The organism is Klebsiella sp. NPDC088457 (assembly GCF_044900465.1).
GTDB lineage: Bacteria > Pseudomonadota > Gammaproteobacteria > Enterobacterales > Enterobacteriaceae > Klebsiella.
This window is the reverse complement of sequence record NZ_JBJDNH010000029.1, coordinates 25,719-42,181: the sequence shown is the minus strand read 5'-3', so window position 1 is coordinate 42,181 and position 16,463 is coordinate 25,719. Positions and strand designations below refer to the sequence as shown.

At 58.8% G+C, this 16,463-nt stretch carries 15 protein-coding genes, 3 tRNA genes and 1 riboswitch; of the genes, 11 read left to right on the top strand and 7 right to left on the bottom strand.

Features of this window, described 5'->3' with window-relative positions; translation table 11 throughout:
• Positions 1-73: 73 nt before the first annotated feature.
• The gene (gene argA, locus ACI2JR_RS18355) at positions 74-1,405 is read right to left on the bottom strand and encodes an amino-acid N-acetyltransferase (RefSeq protein WP_132730508.1); all 1,332 of its coding nucleotides are present in this window, start codon (positions 1,403-1,405) and stop codon (positions 74-76) included.
• 228 nt (positions 1,406-1,633) lie between these two features.
• On the opposite strand from argA, the gene amiC reads away from it, so the two are divergent.
• From amiC to cobS, 6 genes are all read left to right on the top strand, one after another.
• Positions 1,634-2,887, top strand: a complete 1,254-nt coding sequence (gene amiC, locus ACI2JR_RS18350) for an N-acetylmuramoyl-L-alanine amidase AmiC (RefSeq protein ID WP_132730507.1) — start codon at positions 1,634-1,636, stop codon at positions 2,885-2,887.
• 17 nt (positions 2,888-2,904) lie between these two features.
• A complete protein-coding gene (cobD, locus tag ACI2JR_RS18345; RefSeq protein WP_462479154.1) occupies positions 2,905-3,990 on the top strand; it encodes a threonine-phosphate decarboxylase CobD in 1,086 nt (361 codons plus the stop codon).
• Between the two features lie 84 nt (positions 3,991-4,074).
• Positions 4,075-4,238: riboswitch (cobalamin riboswitch) on the top strand.
• 153 nt (positions 4,239-4,391) lie between these two features.
• The gene (cbiB, locus tag ACI2JR_RS18340; protein WP_462479153.1) at positions 4,392-5,351 is read left to right on the top strand and encodes an adenosylcobinamide-phosphate synthase CbiB; all 960 of its coding nucleotides are present in this window, start codon (positions 4,392-4,394) and stop codon (positions 5,349-5,351) included.
• 93 nt (positions 5,352-5,444) lie between these two features.
• The gene (locus tag ACI2JR_RS18335) at positions 5,445-6,968 is read left to right on the top strand and encodes a cobyric acid synthase (RefSeq protein ID WP_462479152.1); all 1,524 of its coding nucleotides are present in this window, start codon (positions 5,445-5,447) and stop codon (positions 6,966-6,968) included.
• Positions 6,962-7,507: a bifunctional adenosylcobinamide kinase/adenosylcobinamide-phosphate guanylyltransferase gene (gene cobU / locus ACI2JR_RS18330; RefSeq protein ID WP_132730503.1), complete on the top strand. Its 546-nt coding sequence runs from the start codon at positions 6,962-6,964 to the stop codon at positions 7,505-7,507. Before ACI2JR_RS18335 ends, cobU begins: the two co-directional genes overlap by 7 nt.
• Positions 7,504-8,247 carry an adenosylcobinamide-GDP ribazoletransferase gene (gene cobS, locus ACI2JR_RS18325; protein WP_462479151.1) on the top strand — a complete coding sequence of 248 codons (744 nt, stop codon included), beginning with the start codon at positions 7,504-7,506 and terminating at the stop codon, positions 8,245-8,247. The genes cobU and cobS overlap by 4 nt, the downstream gene beginning before the upstream one ends.
• A gap of 172 nt (positions 8,248-8,419) precedes the next feature.
• Here cobS and ACI2JR_RS18320 read toward each other — a convergent pair.
• From ACI2JR_RS18320 to ACI2JR_RS18310, 3 genes are all read right to left on the bottom strand, one after another.
• Positions 8,420-8,496, bottom strand: a tRNA-Met gene (locus tag ACI2JR_RS18320).
• A 55-nt stretch (positions 8,497-8,551) separates the two neighbouring features.
• Positions 8,552-8,628, bottom strand: a tRNA-Met gene (locus tag ACI2JR_RS18315).
• Positions 8,629-8,678: 50 nt separating this feature from the next.
• Positions 8,679-8,755, bottom strand: a tRNA-Met gene (locus ACI2JR_RS18310).
• A gap of 214 nt (positions 8,756-8,969) precedes the next feature.
• Here ACI2JR_RS18310 and mltA point away from each other — a divergent pair.
• Together mltA and tcdA are read left to right on the top strand one after the other, a co-directional pair.
• Positions 8,970-10,067, top strand: coding sequence for a murein transglycosylase A (mltA, locus tag ACI2JR_RS18305; protein WP_462479150.1), 1,098 nt, complete (start codon positions 8,970-8,972; stop codon positions 10,065-10,067).
• 123 nt (positions 10,068-10,190) lie between these two features.
• A complete protein-coding gene (tcdA, locus tag ACI2JR_RS18300; RefSeq protein ID WP_462479149.1) occupies positions 10,191-10,997 on the top strand; it encodes a tRNA cyclic N6-threonylcarbamoyladenosine(37) synthase TcdA in 807 nt (268 codons plus the stop codon).
• 121 nt (positions 10,998-11,118) lie between these two features.
• Here tcdA and csdE read toward each other — a convergent pair whose 3' ends face one another.
• Both csdE and csdA read right to left on the bottom strand, forming a co-directional pair.
• Positions 11,119-11,541 (bottom strand): cysteine desulfurase sulfur acceptor subunit CsdE, encoded by a 423-nt coding sequence (csdE, locus tag ACI2JR_RS18295; RefSeq protein WP_462479169.1) that lies wholly within the window; start codon positions 11,539-11,541, stop codon positions 11,119-11,121.
• A gap of 17 nt (positions 11,542-11,558) precedes the next feature.
• On the bottom strand, positions 11,559-12,764 hold the full coding sequence (csdA, locus tag ACI2JR_RS18290) for a cysteine desulfurase CsdA (RefSeq protein ID WP_132730498.1): 1,206 nt from the start codon (positions 12,762-12,764) through the stop codon (positions 11,559-11,561).
• Positions 12,765-13,207: 443 nt separating this feature from the next.
• Between csdA and gcvA the strand changes: the two genes are divergently transcribed.
• The 3 genes from gcvA to rlmM are packed head-to-tail and all read left to right on the top strand — an operon-like array spanning position 13,208 to position 15,633.
• Positions 13,208-14,125, top strand: coding sequence for a glycine cleavage system transcriptional regulator GcvA (gene gcvA / locus ACI2JR_RS18285; RefSeq protein WP_015585849.1), 918 nt, complete (start codon positions 13,208-13,210; stop codon positions 14,123-14,125).
• A gap of 19 nt (positions 14,126-14,144) precedes the next feature.
• Entirely contained in the window at positions 14,145-14,540 is a 396-nt protein-coding gene (locus ACI2JR_RS18280) for a DUF423 domain-containing protein (RefSeq protein ID WP_132730497.1), read from the top strand.
• On the top strand, positions 14,533-15,633 hold the full coding sequence (gene rlmM, locus ACI2JR_RS18275) for a 23S rRNA (cytidine(2498)-2'-O)-methyltransferase RlmM (RefSeq protein WP_132730496.1): 1,101 nt from the start codon (positions 14,533-14,535) through the stop codon (positions 15,631-15,633). Before ACI2JR_RS18280 ends, rlmM begins: the two co-directional genes overlap by 8 nt.
• 73 nt (positions 15,634-15,706) lie before the next feature.
• Here rlmM and fucR read toward each other — a convergent pair whose 3' ends face one another.
• Positions 15,707-16,423, bottom strand: coding sequence for an L-fucose operon activator (gene fucR, locus ACI2JR_RS18270; protein WP_132730495.1), 717 nt, complete (start codon positions 16,421-16,423; stop codon positions 15,707-15,709).
• Between the last annotated feature and the right edge of the window lie 40 nt (positions 16,424-16,463).

Here is a 16,463-nt window from a genome sequence, read left to right as displayed (position 1 = left end):
CCGGTATTTCCCCGGCTGGCGCTACGCTTAGCCGGGCTACACGGGAGACGGGCCGGCGCCGGGGGCGGTGACATCAGCCGAGGTCGGCCATCAACACCTTGGAACGACGCTGGTAGTTGTACATCTCTTTCTTACTCTCCGGCAGCAGATCGATATCGACCGGGGTAAAGCCGCGTTCCTGGAACCAGTGAATGCTGCGGGTGGTGAGGACAAACAGTTTGCTCAACCCCATCTGCTTCGCCTGGGCAGCAATGCGGTTCAGCAGCATCTCCCCGCGCGATGAGCTGCGGTAATCCGGATGCACCGCGACGCAGGCCATCTCACCGATTTTTTCTTCCGGGAACGGATAGAGCGCGGCGCAGGCAATTGTCGTGTTATCGCGCTGAATGATGGTGAATTTATCTATTTCCATCTCCAGCTGCTCGCGGGAACGGCGCACCAGAATCCCCTGTTGCTCCAGCGGGCTGATCAGTTCAAGGATACCGCCAATATCGTTAATGGTGGCGCGGCGAATCTGCTCGGCGCTTTCCATGACGATCTGGGTCCCGATACCGTCGCGTGAGAACAGCTCCTGCAGTAACGCCCCATCTTCCTGGTAGCTGATCAGGTGGCAGCGCCGCACGCCGCTGCGGCAGGCCTTCACCGCGCCTCGCAGGAAACGCACCGTACCGGAGTTGTAATCTTCCTCCGCTTCCAGCTCTTCCACGCGAGCCTGCGCTTCGTTAGGAAACAGTTCGGAAACGATAACGCCATCCTGGTTATAGACGCCCTGCGACGAACAGAAGCCGATCATTTTTTCGGCCTTCAGCTTAATGGCCAGCTGAGTGGCAATCTCTTCCGAGGTCAGATTGAAGCTTTCGCCAGTAACCGAAACGGCAACCGGCCCCATCAGGACGATCGCGCCGTTATCCAGCTGGCGATGAATGGCCTCTTCATCAATACGGCGAATACGCCCGCTGTGGCAATAATCGACGCCATCGTCGACCCCCAGCGGCTGGGCGATAATAAAGTTGCCGCTCACCACGTTGATATGCGCGCCCTGCAGCGGGGTGTTATTCAGGCTCATCGACAGACGGGCGGTAATTTCCAGCTGCAGCATGCCCGCCGCCTGCTTAACCAGTTCGAGGGTTTTGCTATCCGTCACGCGGGTCTGTTTATGATAGATCGGCTCGTGATGGTGCTCCGCCAGGTTAGCGTCGATCTGTGGACGCGCGCCATAGACCACCACCAGGCGGATGCCCAGGCTATGCAAAAGGCCAATGTCATTGACAATGCTGGAGAAATTCTCATGCTCAATGGCTTCGCCGCCCAGCATGATGACAAACGTTTTCCCCCGATGGGCGTTAATGTAGGGGACAGAATGGCGGAATCCTTCTACCAGTTCGGTGCGACGTTCCTTCACCATGACACAACCCTCAATGCATGATTATTCGTAATAAGTGTATTTTTATTCTGTTTTGCTATTAAACGCAAGCCCAAATTTGCGGCAAAACTGATAAAAATCTGTGACCCAAAGCGTGCTGTCAAAGATTGTTTACCCTTTTATAGATGACAGGTTATGCGGCTTTCGTTAAAGTTTCCGGTCAATCTGTTCGTTTTGGGTTCAAATACGTCTTTATTGCTTGGGAGTGGCATGCCGGGATACAAGTCAGGGTTAAGCCGTCGTCGCTTTTTACAGGGGGCGGGCGCTATGTGGTTAATGAGCGTCAGTCCGGTAGGTTTCGCTGCCGTTGCGCAGGTCGTTGCCGTGCGCGTCTGGCCGTCGTCGACCTACACGCGCGTCACGCTAGAATCCAATCACGTGCTGAAATACCGGCAGTTTGCTTTAAGCAATCCGGAGCGGCTGGTTGTGGATCTGGAAGGGGTCAATCTGAACTCGGTGCTGAAAGGCATGGGCACCAGTATCCGCGACGACGATCCCTATATTAAGTCCGCCCGCGTCGGCCAGTTTGATCCGCAAACCGTGCGCATGGTATTTGAACTCAAGCAAGACGTGAAACCGCAGCTCTTCGCCCTCGCGCCGGTGGCGGGCTTTAAAGAACGTCTGGTGATGGATCTCTACCCGTCCACGGCGACGGATGTACAGGATCCGCTGCTGGCGCTGCTGGAAGATTACAACAAAGGCGATCTTGAGCGGCAGGTGCCGCCGGCGGAAAGCGGGCCTAAGCCGGGCAAAGCCGGGCGCGACCGGCCAATCGTTATTATGCTCGATCCGGGTCACGGCGGCGAAGACTCCGGCGCGGTGGGGAAATATCGTACCCGCGAGAAAGACGTGGTGCTGCAGATTGCTCGCCGGTTACGGGCGTTGATCGAGAAAGAGGGCAATATGAAGGCCTACATGACCCGCAACGAGGATGTCTTTATTCCGTTGAAGGTCCGCGTCGCGAAGGCGCAAAAACAGCGCGCCGACCTGTTCGTCTCGATTCACGCTGATGCCTTCACCAGCCGGCAGCCGCGCGGCTCTTCGGTGTTCGCGCTGTCCACCAAAGGCGCCACCAGTACCGCCGCGAAATACCTGGCGCAAACCCAGAACGCCTCCGACCTGGTGGGCGGCGTCAGCAAGAGCGGCGACCGCTATGTCGACCATACAATGTTCGACATGGTGCAATCGCTGACCATCGCCGATAGCCTGAAGTTTGGTAAAGCGGTGCTGCAAAAAATGGGCAGGATTAACGATCTGCATAAGAACCAGGTTGAGCAGGCGGGCTTCGCGGTGCTGAAAGCGCCGGATATCCCGTCGATTCTGGTGGAAACGGCGTTTATCAGCAACGTCGAGGAAGAGCGCAAGCTGAAAACGGCTACCTTCCAGCAGCAGGTCGCGGAGTCGATTCTGGCGGGCATTAAGGCCTACTTTGCCGATAGCGCCACCCTGGCAAGGCTCGGCTAACCACACAGGAGCGGGCGATGGCCCTACTGAAGAGCGCGCACGGCGGCAATATCCGGGAGGCCGCCGCGCTGCTGGGCATCAACCCGGAGCAACTGCTGGATTTTAGCGCCAATATTAATCCCTTAGGGATGCCGGAAAGCTTAAAGCGCGCGCTCATCGACAATCTTGCGCGGGCGGAACGCTACCCTGACGTCGAATATCAACAGTTGCACGCCGCGCTGGCCGCGCATCATCAGATTCCCGCTTCCTGGATCCTCGCTGGCAATGGCGAAACCGAATCTATTTTCACCCTCGTTAACGGCCTCAGGCCGCGCCGGGCGATGATTGTCAAACCCGGCTTTGCCGAGTATCGCCGTGCGCTGCAGGCGGCGGGGTGCGCCATTGAGGAGTTTGCGCTACGTGAAGAGGAGGGCTGGCAGCTGAGCGGGAGGATGCTGCACGCGCTGACGCCAGAGCTGGATTGTCTGTTCCTCTGTACGCCCAACAACCCCACCGGCTTGCTGCCGGAGCGCCCGCTGCTGGAAGCGATTGCCGCGCGCTGTCAGGCGCTGGGGATTGCGCTCATCCTGGATGAAGCGTTTATCGATTTTATTCCCGACCAGCCGGGGTTTATCCCCCTTCTGCATGATAACCCGCATATCTGGGTGCTGCGTTCCCTGACCAAATTCTACGCCATTCCCGGCCTGCGTCTGGGGTATCTGATCAACAGCAATGAGCAGGCCGTCGCCCGGCTGCGTGAGCAGCAAATGCCGTGGTCTGTCAATGCGTTTGCCGCGCTGGCCGGGGAAATTATTCTCAAGGATCGCGCCTATCAACAGGCCACCTGGCGATGGCTGGCCGAGGAAGGACGGCGTTTTTATCAGGCGCTCAGCCGGCTGCGCGGCCTGACGGTCTATCCGGGGCGAGCGAACTATCTGTTTTTACGCTGCGAGCTCCCGGAGGGCGACCTGCAGCAGGCGTTGCTTGCGCAGCATATTTTAATTCGCAGCTGCGCCAACTATCCGGGGCTGGGGGACGGTTATTTCCGCGTGGCGATCCGCAGCTATCAGGAAAACCAGCGCCTGCTTACGGCATTACATCATATTCTGGCTACCCGCCTCTGACTGCGCAAGCCGTCGCGACATCGCTGTGGCATAATGTCGTGCCTGATTGATCGACCATCAGGGCGAAAGCGAGCCGGGAGGCGTTCGCGAGATCAACCGACAGGTGCCAGGGAAGGGGGTGACGACTCCCCCGCAGCCCCCGCTGCTGTGATGCTGACGACCCCGTAAAGACCACCTGTCGCGAGATGGGGAAGGACGGGTAAGGATGACGCTAAGCCAGAAAACCTGCCTGTCGGTGATGACCAACAACTTCGGTGGGAAGTGGGTTGCTCAGAGGCGTACCGACGAAAGATTGCGGCGGGGGCCCCTTTACACCCCGACCACCCTGAACAGGAACAGGGTATGGCGGTAAGACTTGATGCATTTTTTCTCACCTGCCGGCAGAAGGCGAGGCTCGGGCGATGACGCTGCTTGCCTGGTGTACCGCGTGGCTCCTCGATTTTATGCTTGGCGATCCCCCGCATTGGCCCCATCCGGTGCGCTGGATGGGCAAACTCATCACCTTTGTGCAACCTATCATTCGCCGACACTGCCATCGCGACGGCGCGCTGCGGGCCGGCGGGGCGCTGCTGTGGCTGGTCGTGGTTGGCCTGACGTGGAGCATCACCTGGGGCGTGCTGCGGCTGGCGGAAAGCATCCATCCCTGGCTTGGCTGGGGGCTGGAGGTGTGGCTAATCTTTACGCTGCTGGCCGGCCGCTGCCTGGCGAGTTCCGCGCGTGAGGTCGAGCGTCCGCTGCGCGCGGGCGATCTGGCGCAGAGTCGGGAAAAACTCTCCTGGATTGTCGGGCGCGATACCTCGCGGCTCCAGCCTGCACAGATTAACCGCGCGGTGGTGGAGACGGTGGCGGAGAACACCGTCGACGGCATTATTGCGCCGCTGTTCTTCCTGCTGCTGGGAGGCGTGCCGCTGGCGATGGCCTATAAAGCCATTAACACCCTCGACTCCATGGTCGGCTATAAGCAGGAAAAATACCGCGCGATAGGCATGGTCAGCGCTCGCCTTGACGATGTGGCGAATTTTATTCCCGCGCGCCTGAGCTGGCTGCTGTTGAGCCTCGCGGCGTTTCTATGCCGCAACGATGGCGCAGGCGCCCTGCGCATCGGCTGGCGCGATCGTTATCATCACAGCAGCCCCAACTGCGCCTGGTCAGAAGCCAGCGTGGCCGGCGCGCTGGGCATCCGGCTGGGGGGGCCAAACGACTATTTCGGCGAGCGGGTTGAAAAGCCGTGGATCGGCGATGCCGTACGTGACATCTCGCCAGACGATATTCCGCGGACGATTCGACTGATGTGGGTCGCTTCGACCCTGGCGCTGGCGCTGTTTATGCTGGTGCGCTATCTGCTGGCTGGCGCGGCCTGAAGATGAAACCTGGCGCGGCGGCAGAGCCGTTGCCGGATAATAGCAACACGGGACTGTAAAACAGATGCGAGCAAACGCGAGTGAGGAGGCGTCATGGCGCAGGCAATCATGTTGCAGGGGACGGCGTCCGATGTCGGCAAAAGCGTACTGGTCGCCGGTCTGTGCCGGATTTTTTATCAGGACGGCCTGCGAACGGCGCCGTTTAAATCGCAGAATATGGCGCTGAACTCCGGGATTACCGCCGATGGTAAAGAGATGGGCCGGGCGCAGATCTTTCAGGCGGAAGCGGCGGGCATCGCGCCGGATGTGCGGATGAATCCCATTTTGTTGAAGCCCACCAGCGATCTCAACGCCCAGGTGGTACTGATGGGCAAAGTGGCGAGCGATATGGATGCGGTGAGCTACCACGAGTACAAACCGCGTCTGCGTGAACAGATCCTCGCGGTGTACCGCAGCCTGGCGCAGGAGTATGAGGTGCTGGTGCTTGAGGGGGCCGGCAGCCCGGCGGAGATTAACCTGCGCGATCGCGATATCGTCAACATGGGAATGGCGGAGATGGCGCAGTGCCCGGTGATTCTCGTCGCCGATATCGATCGCGGCGGCGTGTTTGCCGCGATCTACGGGACGCTGGCGCTACTCCAGCCCCAGGAGCGCGCCAGAGTGAAAGGGGTGATCATCAATAAATTCCGCGGCGATGTGGCGCTGCTGCACTCGGGGATTGAGCAGATCGAAGCGCTAACCGGCGTGCCCGTGCTCGGCGTGTTGCCGTGGCTGGAGATCGATCTGGAAGATGAAGACAGCGTGGCGCTGCAGAAAGGGAAGTATCCCGGTAGCGCAAAGCGTGAGATCGATATTGCGGTCGTACAGCTGCCGCATACCTCGAACTTTACCGATTTCAACGCCCTCGCGGCGCAGCCGGACGTCCGCGTGCGCTACGTTCGTTATCCGCAGGATCTGGCGGCGAGCGACCTGATTATCCTGCCCGGCAGCAAAAACACCCTCGGCGACCTGGTATGGCTGCGGGAAAGCGGCATGGAGCAGGGCATACTGCAGGCGCATCGTCAGGGCATACCGGTGCTGGGGATCTGCGGTGGCTATCAGATTCTGGGCGAGACGATTAGCGATGACGTGGAGTCCGGGCTGGGGGAATTAGCTGGCCTGGGCCTGCTCAATACCGTGACGCGGTTTGCGCGGCATAAAACCACGACCCGGGTTGAGGCGACGATGTCGGCTGCGCTTCCCGGCTGGCTGGCGGGGGCTGGCGCCCTGAAAGTGCGTGGCTATGAAATTCATATGGGTGAAACTACCCTGCAAGGCGATTGTCAGCCGCTGATGCGGCTGGAGAAAAACGGGCAGCCGGTAGCGGACGGGGCGATGACGGAAGACGGGCTGGCGTTTGGCACCTATCTGCACGGTTTGTTCGACAGTGACGATTTCACCCGCGCGCTGGTTAACGGCCTGCGTGAACGCAAGGGGCTGCCGGCGCTGGACGTCATGGTTCACTACGCCCGGTACAAATCGCAGCAGTTTGATGTGCTGGCCGCCGCCATGCGTCAGCATATCGATATCGAAAAAATCTACCGCATCATGCAGCAGCATCAGGAGCCATCATGCTGATTCTGGTTACCGGCGGCGCCCGCAGCGGAAAAAGCCGCCACGCCGAGGACTTAATCGCCGGTTCGCCGCGGGTATTGTATCTCGCCACCTCGCAGATCGTTGACGACGAAATGGCGGCGCGAATTCAGCATCACCGCGATAGCCGACCGGCGCACTGGCGTACCGCTGAGCGCGGGCGCCACCTCGCGCAGCTGATTACGCCGGACAACGACCCGCAGGAGGCCATCCTGCTGGAGTGTATTACCACCCTGGTGACGAATATCCTGTTTGCCCTGGGGGGCGATAGCGATCCCGACGGCTGGGATTATGCGGCAATGGAACGGCAGATTGACGATGAAATCGCGACGTTGATTGCGGCCTGCCGACGTTGTCCGGCAAAGGTGGTGCTGGTCACCAATGAGGTGGGCATGGGGATTGTCCCGGAAAATCGCCTTGCGCGGCATTTCCGGGATATCGCTGGCCGGGTTAACCAGCGTCTGGCTGCGGCGGCGGATGAGGTCTGGCTGGTGGTATCCGGGATTGGAGTCAAAATAAAATGATCAAATTGTTCTGGGCAACGCTCTCTTTTCTCAGCCGTTTACCGGTGCCGGCGCGCTGGTCGCAGGGGCTGGAAATCGATCGGTATGTTCACGGCATTGTCACTTTTCCCCTGGTCGGAGCGCTGCTGGGGTTACTGAGCGGACTGGTGTTTCTCGCCGTGCAAGCGTGGTGCGGTATCCCGCTCGCGGCCCTGTTTTGTATTCTGGCGCTGGCGCTGCTGACCGGCGGTTTTCACCTCGATGGCCTGGCCGATACCTGCGATGGGGTATTCTCCGCCCGTGGCCGGGAGCGGATGCTGGAGATCATGCGCGACAGCAGGCTGGGAACCCACGGCGGGCTGGCGCTGATTTTTGTTCTGCTGGCGAAAGTGCTGGTGGTCAGCGAACTGGCGCTGCGCGGAACGCCGATGCTGGCTGCGCTGGCGGCCGCTTGCGCCGTGGGGCGGGGCGTCGCCGTGCTGCTGATGTACCGCCATCGCTACGCCCGGGAAGAGGGACTGGGCAATGTGTTTATCGGCAAAGTGAGCGGGCGCCAGACCTGCGTCACGCTGGGGTTGGCGGCGATCCTCGCCGCCATGCTGCTGCCGGGTATGCACGGCGTGGTCGCCATGGGGATCGCCATGGCGGCCATGTTTATCCTTGGGCAATTGCTGAAACGCACCCTCGGCGGGCAGACCGGCGATACGCTGGGGGCGGCTATTGAACTGGGTGAACTGATCTTTCTGCTGGCTCTGCTGTAGGCCAGAGCAAACCGCGCGAACGCTGAAGCCGGCGTTCTCCGCACCAGGATGCCCTGTCGGCTGCGAGGGGAAATCATATGGTTTTGCTGTCAGACGAGAAGATTTCAGCCTCAGGGGGGAACGGCAGGGGAGCGTAGAAACAAAAAAACACCCGTCAGGGTGTTCATTGTGTTGGTTGCGGGGGCCGGATTTGAACCGACGACCTTCGGGTTATGAGCCCGACGAGCTACCAGGCTGCTCCACCCCGCGTCCGTCTTTACTCTTCATCGAGTAAATCGAGTAAACTGTGCATCAGATTTTAAATTGGTTGCGGGGGCCGGATTTGAACCGACGACCTTCGGGTTATGAGCCCGACGAGCTACCAGGCTGCTCCACCCCGCGTCCGTCTTTACTCTTCCATCAAGTAAAGTTTACTGCTATCTGATTTTAATTGGTTGCGGGGGCCGGATTTGAACCGACGACCTTCGGGTTATGAGCCCGACGAGCTACCAGGCTGCTCCACCCCGCGTCCGTGGAAGCGCACTATACTCTGCTCGCGTTCTGATGCAACCCTTTTTCAGTAAAATCATCAAATTTGTAATAAATGGTGTATAAAGAATCACTTTCAGCTTGTTTTTTGAGCGAAATTGTATTTGTCGTGCGGTGGTGCATTTCAATAGCCCTGGCGGTTTGCTATCTTCCCTCATCACCCACCGGGGCCAGGCAGCAAAAGAAGAGATACCATGAAAGGATGTTGGGCAAAGTATGTAGCAACAGGGGCAATGCTGGCGATGCTCGCTGCCTGTTCCTCAAAACCGACCGATCGCGGTCAACAGTATAATGAAGGGAAGTTTTCCCAGCCGTTTTCGCTGGTTAACCAGCCTGATGCGGTCGGCTCGCCGATCAACGCCGGCGACTTCTCCGAGCAGGTCAGACAGATTCAGAGCGCCGCGCCGCGTCTCTATAATAGCCAGAGCAACGTCTACAACTCCCTCCAGCAGTGGCTGCGCGCCGGTGGGGATACCCGCATGCTGAGCCAGTTCGGGATTGATGCCTGGCAGATGCAGGGCGCCGACAGCTACGGCAACGTCCAGTTCACCGGCTACTATACTCCGGTGATCCAGGCGCGGCATACTCGCCAGGGCGAGTTCCAGTACCCGATTTATCGCATGCCGCCGAAGCGCGGTAAGCTGCCGTCCCGCGCCAGCATCTATGCCGGCGCGCTGAGCGACAACTATATTCTGGCCTACAGCAACTCGCTGATGGATAACTTCATTATGGACGTGCAGGGCAGCGGCTATATTGATTTTGGCGACGGCTCGCCGCTGAACTTCTTTAGCTATGCCGGGAAGAACGGCTGGTCATATCGTAGTATCGGTAAAGTCCTGATCGATCGCGGCGAAGTGAAGAAAGAAGATATGTCGATGCAGGCGATTCGCGAATGGGGTGAAAAACATAGCGAGGCCGAAGTTCGTGAGCTGCTGGAACAGAACCCGTCGTTTGTCTTCTTTAAACCGCAGTCTTTCGCTCCGGTGAAAGGCGCCAGCGCGGTGCCGCTGATTGGTCGCGCCTCGGTGGCTTCCGACCGCAGCATTATCCCGCCGGGCACCACCTTGCTGGCGGAGGTCCCGCTGCTGGATAATAACGGCAAGTTTAACGGCCAGTATGAGCTGCGGCTGATGGTGGCGCTGGATGTTGGCGGCGCGATTAAAGGCCAGCACTTCGATATCTACCAGGGTATCGGGGCGGATGCCGGGCATCGCGCCGGTTGGTATAACCACTATGGCCGCGTGTGGGTGCTGAAAAATGCGCCGGGCGCGGGTAACGTCTTTAGCGGGTAAGTTGGCACTTTCCCGGCCCCCCGGTTGCACAGTGCCGACCGGGGCGGCGAAAGCGTGCGCTCAGCTTGCCCGGATCCGTCGATGACGGTGTATCCGGGTTCTCCCATTTTATTCTGAGGTTTTATGTCTGTTGTAATCAGCGACGCCTGGCGCCAGCGTTTTGGCGGTACGGCGCGTTTATATGGTGAAAAAGCGCTGCAATGCTTTGCCGACGCGCATGTCTGCGTCGTCGGTATCGGCGGCGTCGGTTCCTGGGCCGCCGAAGCGCTGGCAAGAACCGGTATCGGCGCGATCACCCTTATTGATATGGACGATGTTTGCGTCACCAACACCAACCGGCAGGTGCATGCCCTCGGAGGCAACGTCGGGCTGGCGAAAGCGGAAGTGATGGCGGAGCGTATTCGCCTGATTAACCCGGAATGCCAGGTGACGGTAATTGACGACTTTGTGACGCCGGAGAATGTGGCCGGGTACATGGGGGCGGGCTTTAGCTACGTGATTGACGCCATTGATAGCGTGCGTCCCAAGGCGGCGCTTATTGCCTATTGCCGCCGTTATAAAGTGCCGCTGGTCACCACCGGCGGAGCGGGCGGGCAAATCGATCCGACGCAGATTCAGGTGGCCGATCTGGCGAAAACCATTCAGGACCCGCTGGCGGCGAAGCTGCGTGAAAGGCTGAAAGGCCAGTTCGGGGTGGTGAAAAACAGTAAAGGTAAGCTGGGCGTGGATTGCGTCTTCTCGACCGAAGCGCTGGTGTATCCGCAGGCTGATGGCAGCGTCTGCGCGATGAAAAGCACCGCCGAAGGCCCGAAGCGGATGGATTGCGCCTCCGGCTTTGGCGCCGCGACGATGGTAACCGCCACCTTTGGTTTTGTCGCCGTCTCCCACGCGTTAAAGAAAATGCTGGCGAAGGCGGAGCGTCAGGGGTAAGGGGCGGGCTGTCCGCGGATCGCGGCGTAAACCCTTATCGGGCTATCACCCATCTTCACCCCGGCGCCAGCTCGTCTCCCCGGTGCCCGGATCCTGGCGCCAGCCGGGGAATATTGCCGGATTAAACCGCGCGCGCGGCGGCAAGCACCGCCTCGCTGAGCGCCGCCAGCCCCTGGCTGCGCGAGGAGCTGAGCTGGGAACGTAGCCCCAGCTCGTCAAACAGCGTCAGGGGATCCTCTTTCAGCAGTTCGGCGGGGCTTTTCCCCTCCACCGCGGTGAGCAGCACGGCTAACAGGCCGCGAACGATCCGCCCTTCGCTGTCGCCGAAAAAGTGCATTTTACCCTCAACGACGGTCGATCCCAGCCAGACGCGATTCTCGCAGCCGGCAATCTCCTGGGCCTGGGCCTTTTGTTCGTCCGTCAGCGCCGGTAGCCGTTTACCCAGTAAAATCAGCTGGCGATATTTGTCTTCCCACTGCTGTAGCGGGGCGAAGGTCTGGCGTAGGTTCGCGTCGGTGACGGCGGTGCCAAACGGATGGCTCATTGCAAGTGAAGTTGTCATTAATCCACCAGTATTTCCAGAGCGTGGTCAACGGCGTTGACCAGCGCATAAACATCATCCTGGGTATTATAGGGCGCAAACGAGGCGCGCAGAGTCCCGCTGACGCCAAGCGCCGCCAGCAGCGGTTGGGCGCAGTGCTGCCCGGCGCGTAACGCGATGCCGGACTCGGCCAGCAGGGTCACCATGTCGCTGTGGTGGATCCCGTCAAAATCGAACGCCAGCAGGCTGGAATCCTGGCAGCGGAAAGCGCGAAAGCCAGGGCGTTTCGCCAGTTCATCTTCCGCCAGCGTCGCCAGGCTGCGACTCCAGCTTTCGGCCTGGACGATATCGGTCTCTGCCAGCCACTCCAGCGCCGCGCTCAGGCCAATCACGCCGGCCACGTTAGGCGTACCGGCTTCCAGACGATAGGGCACCGGCTGAGTGCTGAACCCCTCGAAGCTGACCTGGGTAATCATCTTGCCACCGCCGAGCCATGGCGACATGGCATCCAGCAGTTCGCTTTTACCATACAGCGCGCCAATCCCCGTCGGGCCATACAGCTTGTGACCCGAGAAGGCGTAAAAATCGATATCCAGCTTCCGTACGTCGGCGGGAAAATGCACCGCCCCCTGTGCGCCGTCGACCATCACCACCATACCGGCGTTGTGCGCATGGCGAATCGCCGTTGCCAGGTTCGGGCAGCCGCCGGTCACGTTGGACATCTGGCCGAGCGCCAGCAGCCGGCTACGCGGCGTGATGAGTGCTGGCAGGCAGGCGACGTCCGGCAGACGATCGGCGCCGAGGGGCAGCTTCACCACCCGGGCGCCGGTTTGCTCCGCCACCATCAGCCAGGGAACCAGATTGGCATGATGCTCGGCTTCGCTGACGATGATTTCGTCTCCGGGCTGCAGGCGCGGGCGCAGATAGCTCTGGGCCACCATATTAATGGCTTCGGTGGTGCCTCGCGTCCAGACGATATTTTTCCCTGAGGGGGCATTAAGCAGCGCCGCCACCCGCTCGCGGGCGTCTTCATAGCGCTCGGTCAGGCGCTGCGCGGCGGCGAACTGGCTACGATGGACGTTGCCGGCGCTGAGGCGATAAAACTGGTCGCTGGCGTCGATGACGGCGAGCGGTTTCAGCGCCGTCGCTGCGCTATCAAGGTAAACGCCAGCATCGGCCAGCGCGGGAAACTGGGCGCGAAAGTGGGCAGGATTGAATGCGTTCATGGAATTCCTCGTTGCAATCTGGCGATCGTCGCGCAATTTATCCGTCAGGGCAAGGCTGACGAGAGGAAGAGAGAGGGATAATAGCGCCGGTGCGGTGAGCGACAGGCAAAAAAAAGCACCGCGTGTTGCGGTGCTACATTAAATCACTATGGACAGACAGGGTAAATGTACAGGAAGTGAAAAGGGTAGCTTTACTACCATGGTCTGCAAACACAGACCAATTGCAAACACAACAACACAACATCACAACCGTAAGCCAAAAGCTTGTTGGAACACGCATTCCAAAAAAAGCTCTTCGTTCCGGCTCAGGAAGTGCCGCCACTATAGGTATTTGCTGGTAGAACCTCAACGGACAAATTATAATGTCTCAGATAAAAAAAACTAATAGGTTAACCGTTGTTTCCTGTTTGTTAAATTGCCTTAACATCGAAGCCAGAATAACCATGTCAAAGCGATTACCACCCCTGAATGCATTACGTGTTTTTGATGCAGCCGCACGTCATTTAAGCTTCACCCGGGCAGCCGATGAGCTTTTTGTGACGCAGGCCGCAGTAAGTCACCAAATCAAGTCACTAGAGGATTTTCTGGGGCTCAAGCTGTTTCGCCGCCGCAATCGATCGCTGCTGCTGACGGAAGAGGGCCAGAGCTATTTTCAGGATATTAAAGAGATTTTTTCGCAACTGACCGAGGCGACGCGGAAACTGCAGGCCCGCAGCGCAAAAGGGGCCTTAACGGTGAGTTTACTGCCCAGTTTTGCGATCCAGTGGCTGGTGCCGCGACTCTCAAGCTTTAACTCAGCTTATCCGGGGATCGATGTCAGAATCCAGGCGGTGGACCGTCAGGAAGACAAGCTGGCGGACGATGTCGACGTGGCCATTTTTTATGGTCGCGGCAACTGGCCGGGGCTGCGCGTTGAAAAACTGTACGCCGAATATTTGCTGCCCGTCTGCTCGCCGGCGCTCCTTACCGGCGACAAGGCGTTGAAAACGCCTGCGGATCTGGCGCAACATACGCTGTTGCACGATGCTTCCCGTCGCGACTGGCAAACTTATACCCGCCAGCTGGGTCTAAGCCATATTAATGTGCAACAGGGGCCTATTTTCAGCCACAGCGCCATGGTGCTGCAGGCGGCTATTCACGGGCAAGGGGTCGCGCTGGCCAATAATGTGATGTCCCAGTCCGAAATCGAGGCCGGCCGACTGGTCTGCCCGTTTAATGATGTTCTGGTCAGCAAGAATGCATTTTATCTGGTTTGTCATGACAGTCAGGCTGAACTGGGTAAAATAGCCGCCTTCCGGCAGTGGATTCTGGCGAAAGCGGCAAGCGAACAAGAAAAATTTCGTTTTCGTTACGAACAATAAATAAGTGTAGGGTAAAAACATGACCAGCCGTTTTATGCTGATATTCACCGCGATCAGCGGTTTTATCTTTGTTGCTTTGGGTGCCTTTGGCGCACACGTATTAAGCCGCTCGCTGGGCGCGACGGAAATGGCCTGGATCCATACCGGTCTTGAGTACCAGGCCTTCCATACGCTGGCGATTTTTGGCCTGGCGGTGGCGATGCAGCGCCGTATCAGTATCTGGTTCTACTGGAGCAGCGTTTTTATGGCGCTCGGAACCGTATTATTCAGCGGCAGCCTCTATTGCCTGGCGCTGTCGCATTTACGCCTGTGGGCGTTCGTTACGCCGGTGGGAGGCGTGAGCTTCCTCGCCGGTTGGGTATTAATGTTAATTGGTGCAATTCGTCTGAAACGTAAGGGCGTCGTTCATGAATAAGGTTGTCCTCTATTGTCGCCCCGGGTTTGAGAAGGAGTGCGCAGCAGAAATTACTGATAAGGCCTCCCGCCTGGAGGTGTTTGGTTTTGCCCGGGTGAAAGAAGACTCTGGCTATGTCATTTTTGAATGCTATCAGATGGCAGATGGCGACAAACTGGTGCGGGAGTTGCCGTTCAGCTCGCTGGTTTTCGCCCGTCAGATGTTTGTCGCCGGCGAGCTGCTGCGCGATCTGCCGCCGGAAGATCGCATTACGCCGATTGTCGGGATGCTGCAAGGCGTGGTGGAGAAGGGCGGCGACCTGCGGGTTGAAGTGGCCGACACCAACGAAAGCAAAGAGCTAATGAAGTTCTGCCGCAAGCTGACGGTGCCGCTGCGCGCCGCGCTGCGCGAAGCGGGCGTGCTGACCAACTATGAAACGCCGAAGCGCCCGGTGGTACATGTGTTCTTTATTGCCCCCGGCTGCTGCTATACCGGGTATTCCTACACCACCAACAACTCGCCGTTCTACATGGGGATCCCGCGTCTTAAGTTTCCCGCCGATGCGCCGAGCCGTTCAACGCTGAAGCTGGAAGAAGCGTTCCACGTCTTTATCCCGGCAGATGAGTGGGATGAGCGTCTGGCCAACGGGATGTACGCGGTGGATCTGGGGGCCTGCCCGGGCGGCTGGACCTATCAGCTGGTGAAACGCAATATGTGGGTCTCTTCCGTGGATAACGGCCCGATGGCGCAGAGCCTGATGGATACCGGGCAGGTGACCTGGCTGCGTGAAGATGGTTTCCGCTATCGCCCGAGCCGTAACAACATCTCGTGGATGGTGTGCGATATGGTGGAAAAGCCGGCAAAAGTGGCGGCGCTGATGGCGCAGTGGCTGGTGAACGGCTGGTGCCGGGAAACCATTTTCAACCTCAAGCTGCCGATGAAAAAACGCTACGAAGAGCTTTCGCGTAACCTGGACTACATCCAGGAGCAGCTGGATGAGCACGGTATCAATGCTCAGATCCAGGCGCGTCAGCTGTATCACGACCGTGAAGAAGTGACCGTTCACGTCCGCCGTCTGTGGGCGGCCGTCGGCGGCCGTCGCGACGAGCGCTAAGACCCGACGCGATCCCGGATGGCGGCGCGGTTCATCTGCGACCTGTCCGGGCTATTGCTTTCCTCGTCCCGCGTTATCTCGCCGCGATCTGCGCATCGGAAATAATATGAGTCACATCATCCAGATGGCCAATGCTGGCCTCTCCCGAACGGTTAAATTTACTCTTGTCGATCAGCAATAATGACTGCGCCGAGCGTTTGAGCAGCAGCGATTTAAAATCGGCATTCACCGTATTTGAGTCCCACAGCGCGCCGTGGCTATCGATGCCTTCGCAGGAAAAAATGAACAGATCGATCTCCAGCGATTTGAGCTGTGGGATAAGCGCGGGGCTGACGTAGCAGCCATATTTGCGCTGCAAGGTCCCGCCTGAGCAGGTGAGCTGAATATTTTCGCGTTTACTCAGCTCCTGACAAATCGGCTGGCTATTGGTAAAAACGTGCAGGTTGATATCCGGCAGCTGGCGCGCCAGATACCAGCAGGTAGAGCTGGCATCAAGGGCGATCACCATCCCTTCTTCAATCCAGGCCAGCGCGCCGCGGGCAATGTCCGCTTTATGGGCATAATGGCTTTTGAGGCGGATATGGAAAGGATCGCCGCTGTCCTGGCTTTCCCGATGGATGATTTTGACCCGTCCGTGGTTACGCAGCACTTTCCCCCGCGCCTGCAGTTCGCTGAGATCGCGGCGAATGGTCTCTTTGCTGACGTTAAGCTGTCGTGATAAGGCGTCCGTGGTCAGGCTGCTATGGTTGATCAGCAGGTCGACTATCGCTTGCTGGCGTGCCGCTTTCATTTTCTCACCCTGTTCTCACCCTGTCATTCGATGAGCGCCC

Bases quoted from the DNA above. Each gene is read 5' to 3' on its own strand.
- cbiB (WP_462479153.1), top strand. From the start codon at position 4,392: ATGACGCTGCTTGCCTGGTGTACCGCGTGGCTCCTCGATTTTATGCTT.
- tcdA (WP_462479149.1), top strand. From the start codon at position 10,191: ATGTCTGTTGTAATCAGCGACGCCTGGCGCCAGCGTTTTGGCGGTACG.
- ACI2JR_RS18280 (WP_132730497.1), top strand. From the start codon at position 14,145: ATGACCAGCCGTTTTATGCTGATATTCACCGCGATCAGCGGTTTTATC.
- ACI2JR_RS18335 (WP_462479152.1), top strand. From the start codon at position 5,445: ATGGCGCAGGCAATCATGTTGCAGGGGACGGCGTCCGATGTCGGCAAA.
- cobS (WP_462479151.1), top strand. From the start codon at position 7,504: ATGATCAAATTGTTCTGGGCAACGCTCTCTTTTCTCAGCCGTTTACCG.
- csdA (WP_132730498.1), bottom strand. From the start codon at position 12,764: ATGAACGCATTCAATCCTGCCCACTTTCGCGCCCAGTTTCCCGCGCTG.
- argA (WP_132730508.1), bottom strand. From the start codon at position 1,405: ATGGTGAAGGAACGTCGCACCGAACTGGTAGAAGGATTCCGCCATTCT.
- cobU (WP_132730503.1), top strand. From the start codon at position 6,962: ATGCTGATTCTGGTTACCGGCGGCGCCCGCAGCGGAAAAAGCCGCCAC.
- csdE (WP_462479169.1), bottom strand. From the start codon at position 11,541: ATGAGCCATCCGTTTGGCACCGCCGTCACCGACGCGAACCTACGCCAG.
- gcvA (WP_015585849.1), top strand. From the start codon at position 13,208: ATGTCAAAGCGATTACCACCCCTGAATGCATTACGTGTTTTTGATGCA.
- mltA (WP_462479150.1), top strand. From the start codon at position 8,970: ATGAAAGGATGTTGGGCAAAGTATGTAGCAACAGGGGCAATGCTGGCG.
- fucR (WP_132730495.1), bottom strand. From the start codon at position 16,423: ATGAAAGCGGCACGCCAGCAAGCGATAGTCGACCTGCTGATCAACCAT.
- rlmM (WP_132730496.1), top strand. From the start codon at position 14,533: ATGAATAAGGTTGTCCTCTATTGTCGCCCCGGGTTTGAGAAGGAGTGC.
- amiC (WP_132730507.1), top strand. From the start codon at position 1,634: ATGCCGGGATACAAGTCAGGGTTAAGCCGTCGTCGCTTTTTACAGGGG.
- cobD (WP_462479154.1), top strand. From the start codon at position 2,905: ATGGCCCTACTGAAGAGCGCGCACGGCGGCAATATCCGGGAGGCCGCC.